Genomic DNA, 8741 nt, shown 5'->3' with positions numbered 1-8741 from the left:
CATGCGCGTGGCGATGGGCCTGGCGCTCAACGAGAGCGACCGCGAGGCGCGCGCCATCGAGTTCTACCACCTGCTGTCGTCGTTCGACTTCATGAGCTCGACCCCGACCCTGTTCAACTCCGGCACGCTGCGCTCGCAGCTGTCGTCGTGCTACCTGACCACCGTGTCGGACGACCTCGAAGGCATCTACGACGCCATCAAGGAAAACGCCCTGCTGGCCAAGTTCGCCGGCGGCCTCGGTAACGACTGGACCCCGGTGCGCGCGCTGGGCGCCCACATCAAGGGCACCAACGGCAAATCGCAAGGCGTGGTGCCGTTCCTGAAAGTGGTCAACGACACCGCCGTCGCCGTCAACCAGGGCGGCAAGCGCAAGGGCGCCGTCTGCGCCTACCTGGAAACCTGGCACATGGACATCGAGGAATTCCTCGACCTGCGCAAGAACACCGGCGACGACCGCCGCCGCACCCACGACATGAACACGGCCAACTGGATTCCCGACCTGTTCATGAAGCGCGTGATGGAAAAGGGCGACTGGACCCTGTTCTCGCCGTCGGACACGCCGGACCTGCACGACCTGGTCGGCCGCGCCTTCGAAAAAGCCTATGTCGCCTACGAAGCCAAAGCCGCCGCCGGCGAAATCCGCGTCTTCAAGAAGATCGCGGCGCTGGACCTGTGGCGCAAGATGCTGTCGATGCTGTTCGAGACCGGCCACCCTTGGATCACCTTCAAAGATCCTTGCAACATCCGTTCGCCGCAGTCGCACGTGGGCATGGTCCACAGCTCCAACCTGTGCACCGAGATCACGCTCAACACCGGTCCTGACGAAATCGCCGTCTGCAATCTGGGTTCGGTCAACATGCCGGCCCATATGAAAGAGGGCAAGCTCGATCACGTCAAGCTGGAAAAGACCATCCGCACCGCGATGCGCATGCTCGACAACGTCATCGACATCAACTACTACGCCGTCGAAAAAGCGCGCAACGCCAATATGCGCCACCGTCCGGTGGGCCTGGGCGTGATGGGCTTCCAGGATTGCCTGCACATGATGCGCGTGCCGTTCGCCTCCGACACCGCCGTCGCCTTCGCCGACACGTCGATGGAAGCGGTCTGCTACTACGCCTACCTGGCCTCGACCGAGCTGGCCGAGGAACGCGGCCATTACGCCTCGTTCAAGGGCTCGCTGTGGGACCGCGGCATCCTGCCGCAGGATTCCGTCAAGCTGCTGGCCGAGGAGCGCGGCGGCTATCTGGAAGTGGACGGCTCGTCGGCCATGGACTGGTCGCTGGTGCGCAGCCGCATCAAGCAGTTCGGCATGCGCAACTCGAACTGCGTGGCGATCGCGCCGACGGCGACGATTTCGAACATCATCGGCGTGTCGGCCTGCATCGAGCCGACCTTCCAGAACCTGTACGTGAAATCGAACCTGTCGGGCGAGTTCACCGAGATCAACGCCTTCCTGGTGCGCGACCTCAAGGCGCGCGACCTGTGGGATGAGGTCATGATCTCGGACCTGAAATACTTCGACGGTTCGCTCACCAAGATCGACCGCGTGCCGCAAGACCTGCGCGACCTCTACGCCACCGCCTTCGAAGTGTCGCCGACCTGGCTGGTGGAAGGCGCGTCGCGGCGCCAGAAGTGGATCGACCAGGCCCAGTCGCTGAACATCTACATGGCCGGCGCCTCGGGCAAGAAGCTCGACGAAACCTACAAGCTGGCCTGGCTGCGCGGCCTGAAGACGACCTACTATCTGCGCACCATCGCGGCGACGCACATGGAGAAGTCGACCTCCAAGACCGGCGCCCTGAACGCGGTGGCGGTGGACGGCGGCATGTCGGCCAGCGCGATCGCCACCCAGGCCGCCGGCATCGCCAGCGCCACGGCGGCGGCGGTATCGGCGATGGCCGCACCGGTGGCCGAGGTGGTCGATGCCGACGCCGACGGCGAAGCCTGCTACCTGCGTCCCGGCGACGACGGCTTCGAGGAATGCGAAGCTTGCCAGTAAGCCGCCGCGCTGGCGATGAGCCGGCGCTGTACTAATATATAGAGAGAACCGCCCCGGCCCGCCGGGCGGTTCCATTTTCGATACCGAATTCTGAAGGAAACCACCATGTCGCTGTCCTGGGACGAAGAAACCGCACCGGCCGCAACGCCCGCCGTGCATCAAGCCGAACTGGCCGACGTCGCGCCGGAACTGGTCGCCAAGCGCGTCAACGCCGACGACAAGCGCATCATCAACGGCAAGACCGACGTCAACCAGCTGGTGCCGTTCAAGTACAAATGGGCCTGGGACAAATACCTGGCCGGCTGCGCCAACCACTGGATGCCGCAGGAAGTGAATATGCAGCGCGACATCGAGCTGTGGAAGAACCCCAACGGCCTGACCGACGACGAGCGCCGCCTGGTCAAGCGCAACCTGGGCTTCTTCGTCACCGCCGACTCGCTGGCCGCCAACAACATCGTGCTGGGCACCTACCGCCACATCACGGCGCCGGAATGCCGCCAGTACCTGCTGCGCCAGGCCTTCGAGGAAGCCATCCACACCCACGCCTACCAGTACATCGTCGAGTCGCTGGGCCTGGACGAGGCCGAGATCTTCAACGCCTACAACGAAGTCAAGTCGATCCGCGACAAGGACGAGTTCCTGATCCCCTTCATCAACACGCTGACCGATCCGGCCTTCACCACCGGCACCGTCGAGAACGACCAGAAACTGCTGAAGTCCCTGATCGTCTTCGCCTGCCTGATGGAAGGCCTGTTCTTCTACGTCGGCTTCACCCAGATCCTGGCGCTGGGCCGCCAGAACAAGATGATGGGCGCCGCCGAACAGTATCAATACATCCTGCGCGACGAATCGATGCACTGCAATTTCGGCATCGACTTGATCAACACGATCAAGATGGAAAATCCGCTGCTGTGGACTCCGGCCTTCCGCGAAGAGATCAAGGCGCTGTTCATGCAGGCCGTCGAACTGGAATACGCCTACGCCGAAGACACCATGCCGCGCGGCGTGCTCGGTCTGAACGCGCCGATGTTCAAGGGCTATCTGCGCTTCATCGCCAACCGCCGCGCCACGCAGATCGGCCTCGAGACGCTGTTCGACCAGGAAGAAAATCCCTTCCCGTGGATGAGCGAGATGATCGACTTGAAGAAGGAGCGTAACTTCTTCGAGACCCGCGTCACCGAATACCAGACCGGCGGCGCGCTGAACTGGGATTAAACCCGGCGCGCTCCGCGCCACGGTCGGCCCAGACCAAAAAGCCCGACAGAGAAATCTGCCGGGCTTTTTTCATCTGCGCGATTGATGGGCCAGTCGCACGATGCTCAACATTCCCATCCCTTAGATCTGGGCCGAGCCGCCATCGACGAACAATTCGCTGCCGTTGACGAAGCTGCTGTCGTCGGACGCCAGGAACAGGGCGGCGCTGGCCACTTCGTCCGGGTCGCCCAGGCGGCCCAGCGGTGTCGTCGCCTTGACCATGTCCACCATTGCCTGGTTCTGCTCGGCCGACGAGGCCAGGCCGTGCCAGCCCGGCGTCGACGTGGAGCCCGGCACCAGCACGTTGACACGGATGCGGCGCGGCGCCAGGTCCAGTATCCAGCCGCGCGCGAAGTTGCGTACCGCCGCCTTGCTGGCGCTGTAGACGCTGAAAGCCGGGATGCCGGTGGTGGCGCTGGTCGATCCGGTCAGGATCACGGAGGCGCCGTTCTTCAGCAGCGGCAGCGCCTTCTGCACGGTGAACAACGTGCCTTTCACGTTGATCGAGAAGATGCGGTCGAACTGTTCTTCGCTGATCTCGCCCAGCGGCGCGAAGTCGCCGCCGCCGGCGTTGGCGAACAGGATGTCGATGATGCCGGCTTCGCGCCGCACCGTGTCGTACAGGCGGTCGAGATCTTCCAGCGAGGCGATGTCGCCATGCACCCCGACCGCCCCGCCGCCGACGGCGGAGACGGCTGCGTCGAGTTCGGCCTGGCGCCGGCCCATCATGAAGACGCGCGCCCCTTCGGCGGCGAAACGTTTGGCCGTCGCCAGTCCGATGCCGCTGTTGGCGCCGGTGATGACGGCGATTTTTCCATCGAGCTTGCCCATGTCTGATTCCTTAAATGTGTGAAAGTGGGGCTATTATGAAACGATGATTTCGTTTATGCTAGTACCTACCTAAACGTAAGTAATGGATTTAGCTATGGAAAATATTTGTGGACTCGACGTGGCGCTCGGCGTCGTCGGCGGCAAATGGAAGCCGCTGATACTGTTTCATCTGAACGGCGGACCGTGCCGCTTCGGCGAATTGAAGCGGCGCATCGGCGGCATCAGCGAGAAGATGCTGATCCAGAGCCTGCGCGAACTGACCGACGACGGCATGCTGACGCGGCGCGACTACAAGGAAGTGCCGCCGCGCGTCGACTACGAGCTGACCGCTTTCGGCCACAGCCTCGCGCGCGCGCTGGTGCCCTTGTGTGAGTGGGGCAATCAGAACCGGCGGCGCATCGATCAGATGCTGGCGAAGGGGGCGGCGCTGTCCAGCTGATGCGCGACGCGGCGTGATTTTTTTGCGCGCTTCATCAGCGTCGCATCGCGCCGCCGCCGGCCGTCGCTGCGCCGCGTAGTCCACCGCGCGCCATCGGGCCGTCGAAGTTGGTGTGCGCACGCTGTGCCGCGCGCGGCATCGCCGCCGCCGTCGCGGTAATCCGCTTGCCAAGTGCGTGCGCGTGTCGCATAATCGCGACGAATTTAAAAACAGTGTGCGCGGCAGCGCGATGCGGTGCGCGGTTTTCGAATTTGTCCGGCGCGCGGTGCGCCGCGGCGCTCCCCGATTTTGAAGACGCCCTTATAAACGTTGGCGCGTTTTCGAGGCGATGTGCTTCGATCGGTGACCGATGCGGTGGCCGCGATGGCGATGCGGTGCGCGATGCGATGGACGCGGCGCGCGGCGATGGCATCGAATCGGCGCGCGGGCGTGTGCTGGCGCGCTTAGCGTGAAAAAAAGCTGGCGAATATCTCTCGTGCCGGTTGCGCACCGACAAGGTTTTCGTGTACTTTACGAGATTGAAATTGTGTGATTGTGAAGGCGCTTTTTTTTCAAACGCTCCAGCTGCAAAAAAAACACAAACATGGGACACAGAAGTCGCACAGATATGCACAAGACCATACCGTTTTTTGTCGACCGTCTTGCCTGATTGAGTTCGGGCCGGGCGGTTTTTTGTTTGAAAACGGGGTGGCTGCGATGTTGGTGACGGTGCTGAACACACGCCCGAAAACCCCGACGGACATCGCGACAAGATTCAGGCCGGACGCGCGCCCACGGTGGCGGCGCTCCACGCCGATGGCGGCAACGCCGCCCGCACGAGCGGGCGCGCTGCCGTCTTACCGCATTCATTAGCGCAAACCTTCGTTTGTGCCGATGAATAATTCGCCTGGCCCACGGGGGCTGGACGGGTTTTAATCTTGTGCTGAATTTTCCCATCCCAGATGAAGGAGAAATAAAAATGGCAACTGCCGCTAAGAAATCCGAAGTAAAAAAACCAGCCGTCAAGGCTGCTCCCGCCGCTAAAAAAACGGCCGCCGCCGCCAAACCAGCCGCGAAACCAGCCACCAAGGCCGCCGCCAAGCCAGCCGCTAAAGCCGCCGCCAAACCGGCCGTGAAAAAAGCCGCCGCCAAAGCCGCCGCCAAGCCGGCCGCCAAAGCCGCCGCCAAGCCGGTAGCGAAAGCGAAAGCCGCCGCCAAACCAGTGGCGAAAAAAGCTGTCGCCAAAGCCGTCGCCAAGCCGGTCGCCAAAGCCGCCGCCAAGCCGGCAGTGAAAGCGAAAGCCGCCGCCAAGCCAGTGGCGAAAAAAGCCGCCGCCAAGCCAGCGGTGAAAGCCAAAGCCGCCGCCAAGCCGGTCGCGAAAAAAGCCGCTGCCAAGCCGGTCGCCAAAGCGGCCGTCAAGCCAGCCGCGAAGGCCACCGCCAAGCCGGCAGCCAAAGTCGCCGCGAAACCGGCCGCTAAAAAACCCGTAGCCAAAGCGGCAGCCAAACCGGCTGCAAAGGCTGCGGCTAAGCCAGCGGCAAAAAAGCCGGCCGCTAAAGTCGCCGCCAAGCCGGTCGCCGCACCGGTCGCCAAGGTCGCCGCCAAACCGGCAGCCAAGCCGGCCGCCGCACCCGTGGCCGCGCCAGTCGCCGCCGCGCCGGCCGTGGCCAAGCCTGTCGTCAAAGCCGCTCCTAAAAAAGCCGCCGCGCCGAAGAAGGAAGCTGTCGCCAAGCCGGTCGCACCGGTGGCCGCTCCCGCCGCGAAAACCGTGCTGGCACCGGCCGCCGCCTGGCCGTTCCCGACCAGCACCCGCCCATCCTGAGCGTGAATTGAAGGTCGCCCGCTGAGGCAACCTGCCGCTGTGTGAGACAATCACACAGCGGCTTTTTTTTGGAGGGTACTCGTGCTTAGTATTGTTATGTTGATCGTCGATACCGTCGCCAGTGTGCTCGGCGGCGTGCTGTTGTTGCGGTTCTGGATGCAAGCCATCCGCGTGCGTCCGCCCTCGTCGGTGGCGCAATTTACTTTTCAATTGTCCGACTGGCTGGTACGGCCGCTGCGCCGCATCGTACCGGGTGTCGGTGGCTATGACTGGGCCAGTTTGATCGGCGCGTTTTTGATCGTGCTGCTGGCGACGTCGGTGATGTTCATCGCCGGCTGGCCGGTGCAGGCGGTGCTGTTGCAGGCGCTGCAGCGTTTCCTGCAATGGATTTTGTACGGCTTCATGGCGCTGCTGGTGATCGAGGCCATCTTCAGCTGGATCAATCCGCACGCGCCGCTGGCGCCGTTCGTGCGCGCGCTCAACGAGCCGCTGCTGCGTCCGCTGCGCCGCGTGGTGCCGCTGATCGGCAGTCTGGATATGTCGCTGCTGGTGGCGCTGATCCTGTTGCAGATCGCGCAGCTGGTGCTGGGCATGGCCTTCGCCGGCCGATGAGCCGAGGCTGGTGTAGCGCCGTGCCGGGCGGCGTGCGCCTGGCGGTGCAGATCCAGGCCAATGCGAAGAAGACGGAAGTGATCGGCGTGCTCGATGACGCGCTGAAGATCAAGCTGCACGCGCAGCCCATCGAGGGCAAGGCCAATGAGGCGCTGATACGGTTTCTGGCCGAGGCCTTGTCCGTGCCGCGCAGCGCGGTGGCGCTGACGCATGGGCACACTAATAAACGCAAGCTGCTGGAGGTCGCGGCGCCCACGCTGACGCCGGAGCGGGTGGCGCAGTTGCTGGGGGCGCAGCTGTGCGTGACTTCGGGGGCAGACCACGGTTTCGAATGATCTCTCGAAACCGTGGTCTGACCCCCGGTCTTGACCCCCGGTCTTGACCGTGGTCTTGCGGCCGCTTAGTAGCGGTAGCCGAACGCCGCTTCGAAGCGGTCGGCGATTTCGGCCGCCGTGAACTTGTGGTTCTGGCCGCCCTTGTGGGCGATCTTGATGGCGCCCAGCAGGCTGGCCAGACGGCCCGTGGTTTCCCACTTCCAGCCCTTGGTGATGCCGAACAGCAGGCCGGCGCGGTAGGCGTCGCCGCAGCCGGTCGGGTCCAGCACGGCCGTCGCTTCGACGGCGGGAATGTCGATGCGCTCGCCGCCGGCATAAATCTCCGACCCCTTTTCGCCGCGCGTGACGATCAGCGCTTCCAGGCGGCTGGCGATGTCCGGCAGCGTCAGGCCGGTGCGGTCCATCAGCAGTTCGATTTCGTAGTCGTTGGCGCTGACGTAGCTGGCTTTGTCGATGAAGTCGATCAGCTGTTCGCCGTTGAAGCGCGGCAGCTGCTGGCCCGGGTCGAACATGAAGGGGATCTTCAGCGCGGCCAGGTCGGCGGCGTGTTTCAGCATGCCCTGGTCGCCGTCCGGCGAAATGATGGCGACGCGGGCCGGGCCGGCGTCGGCGACCGCGTTCTCGTGCGCGTACGACATCGCGCCCGGGTGGAAGGCGTTGATCTGGTTGTTGTCGGCGTCGGCCGTGACGAAGCACTGGGCGTTGTACGCGTCCTGCTTGATGAGGATGTTGGCGGTCGAAATGTCGAGCTGGTGCAGGCGTTCGATGTAGGGGGCGTTGTCCTGGCCCATGACGCCGACGATGCGCGGGTCGCCGCCCAGCATCTTGAGGTTGTAGGCGATGTTGCCGGCGCAGCCGCCGTATTCGGTGCGCATGGTCGGCACCAGGAAGGACACGTTCACTTTGTGCAGCTGGTCGGCCAGCAGGGTGTCGCCGAACTTGCCGGGGAATTGCATGATGGTGTCGATGGCGAGCGATCCGCAGATCAGGGTGGTCTCATTCATGGTGTGGCCTTATGGGTAGAAGACGGCGATGTGGTAGCCCGATGCCTTGAGCTGGACGATTTCAAAATACAGTTTGACCGATTGTTCGGAGTGCGGCGCGAAGCCCTGGGCCGCCAGCGCGGCCGGGGTGGAGTCGGCCGGCGCGCTCAGGTAATCGCGCGGCGCGAAGACGCGGCGCAGCACCGGCTTGTCGGCGTTGTCGTTGAGGACCAGCTCGATGTGCGGCCAGGTTTGCGTGATCGCGCCGCTGTTGCGCAGCAGCGTGGTGAACGCATAGGTATTCTCGGCCACCGTTTGCAGCTCGCCCGGCTCGATGTTCAGGTCGTCGATCTGGGTCGGCAGCTCGATTTTGCAGCCGAGCGCGGCGCAAACCTTGGTCAGCGCCGGCTTGAGCTGCGGCAGCTCGGCCGCCAGCTGGTTGCGGAAGGTGGCGATGCCTTGCCCCAGCAGCGCGGCCAGCAGC

General features: G+C 63.9%; 10 protein-coding genes. 5 read left to right on the top strand and 5 right to left on the bottom strand.

Annotated features, from left to right (window positions below):
* Positions 1 to 2002 (top strand): ribonucleoside-diphosphate reductase subunit alpha (locus Q0S71_RS13020; protein WP_295996084.1); only part of this gene is annotated, 2002 nt, incomplete at its 5' end.
* A gap of 105 nt (positions 2003 to 2107) precedes the next feature.
* Positions 2108 to 3217, top strand: a complete 1110-nt coding sequence (locus Q0S71_RS13015; RefSeq protein ID WP_295996081.1) for a ribonucleotide-diphosphate reductase subunit beta — start codon at positions 2108 to 2110, stop codon at positions 3215 to 3217.
* A gap of 120 nt (positions 3218 to 3337) precedes the next feature.
* Here Q0S71_RS13015 and Q0S71_RS13010 read toward each other — a convergent pair whose 3' ends face one another.
* Positions 3338 to 4087, bottom strand: coding sequence for an SDR family oxidoreductase (locus Q0S71_RS13010; RefSeq protein WP_295996076.1), 750 nt, complete (start codon positions 4085 to 4087; stop codon positions 3338 to 3340).
* Between the two features lie 94 nt (positions 4088 to 4181).
* On the opposite strand from Q0S71_RS13010, the gene Q0S71_RS13005 reads away from it, so the two are divergent.
* Complete coding sequence (locus tag Q0S71_RS13005) at positions 4182 to 4526, top strand: helix-turn-helix domain-containing protein (RefSeq protein WP_295996073.1); 345 nt, start codon at positions 4182 to 4184, stop codon at positions 4524 to 4526.
* Positions 4527 to 4560: 34 nt separating this feature from the next.
* Here Q0S71_RS13005 and Q0S71_RS13000 read toward each other — a convergent pair whose 3' ends face one another.
* The gene (locus tag Q0S71_RS13000) at positions 4561 to 5247 is read right to left on the bottom strand and encodes a hypothetical protein (protein WP_295996069.1); all 687 of its coding nucleotides are present in this window, start codon (positions 5245 to 5247) and stop codon (positions 4561 to 4563) included.
* A 33-nt stretch (positions 5248 to 5280) separates the two neighbouring features.
* Positions 5281 to 6381, bottom strand: a complete 1101-nt coding sequence (locus Q0S71_RS12995; RefSeq protein WP_295996067.1) for a hypothetical protein — start codon at positions 6379 to 6381, stop codon at positions 5281 to 5283.
* Between the two features lie 42 nt (positions 6382 to 6423).
* On the opposite strand from Q0S71_RS12995, the gene Q0S71_RS12990 reads away from it, so the two are divergent.
* The gene (locus Q0S71_RS12990) at positions 6424 to 6939 is read left to right on the top strand and encodes a YggT family protein (protein ID WP_295996088.1); all 516 of its coding nucleotides are present in this window, start codon (positions 6424 to 6426) and stop codon (positions 6937 to 6939) included.
* A complete protein-coding gene (locus Q0S71_RS12985; protein ID WP_295996065.1) occupies positions 6936 to 7274 on the top strand; it encodes a DUF167 domain-containing protein in 339 nt (112 codons plus the stop codon). Before Q0S71_RS12990 ends, Q0S71_RS12985 begins: the two co-directional genes overlap by 4 nt.
* A 65-nt stretch (positions 7275 to 7339) precedes the next feature.
* On the opposite strand, the gene Q0S71_RS12980 is transcribed toward Q0S71_RS12985, so the two are convergent.
* Together Q0S71_RS12980 and Q0S71_RS12975 are read right to left on the bottom strand one after the other, a co-directional pair.
* Complete coding sequence (locus Q0S71_RS12980) at positions 7340 to 8278, bottom strand: carbohydrate kinase family protein (protein WP_295996062.1); 939 nt, start codon at positions 8276 to 8278, stop codon at positions 7340 to 7342.
* Positions 8279 to 8287: 9 nt separating this feature from the next.
* Positions 8288 to 8741, bottom strand: a 454-nt coding sequence (locus Q0S71_RS12975; protein WP_295996058.1) for a DUF3426 domain-containing protein, incomplete at its 5' end; no start/stop codon positions are given.

The sequence above is a fragment of the Rugamonas sp. genome (genome assembly GCF_025354735.1).
Lineage (GTDB): Bacteria > Pseudomonadota > Gammaproteobacteria > Burkholderiales > Burkholderiaceae_D > Rugamonas.
This window is presented reverse-complemented; position numbering and strand designations above follow the sequence as displayed.

Excerpts from the sequence above, each read along its gene's own strand:
- Q0S71_RS12985 (WP_295996065.1), top strand. The coding sequence starts at position 6,936 with ATGAGCCGAGGCTGGTGTAGCGCCGTGCCGGGCGGCGTGCGCCTGGCG.
- Q0S71_RS12980 (WP_295996062.1), bottom strand. The coding sequence starts at position 8,278 with ATGAATGAGACCACCCTGATCTGCGGATCGCTCGCCATCGACACCATC.
- Q0S71_RS13010 (WP_295996076.1), bottom strand. The coding sequence starts at position 4,087 with ATGGGCAAGCTCGATGGAAAAATCGCCGTCATCACCGGCGCCAACAGC.
- Q0S71_RS13005 (WP_295996073.1), top strand. The coding sequence starts at position 4,182 with ATGGAAAATATTTGTGGACTCGACGTGGCGCTCGGCGTCGTCGGCGGC.
- Q0S71_RS13015 (WP_295996081.1), top strand. The coding sequence starts at position 2,108 with ATGTCGCTGTCCTGGGACGAAGAAACCGCACCGGCCGCAACGCCCGCC.
- Q0S71_RS12990 (WP_295996088.1), top strand. The coding sequence starts at position 6,424 with ATGTTGATCGTCGATACCGTCGCCAGTGTGCTCGGCGGCGTGCTGTTG.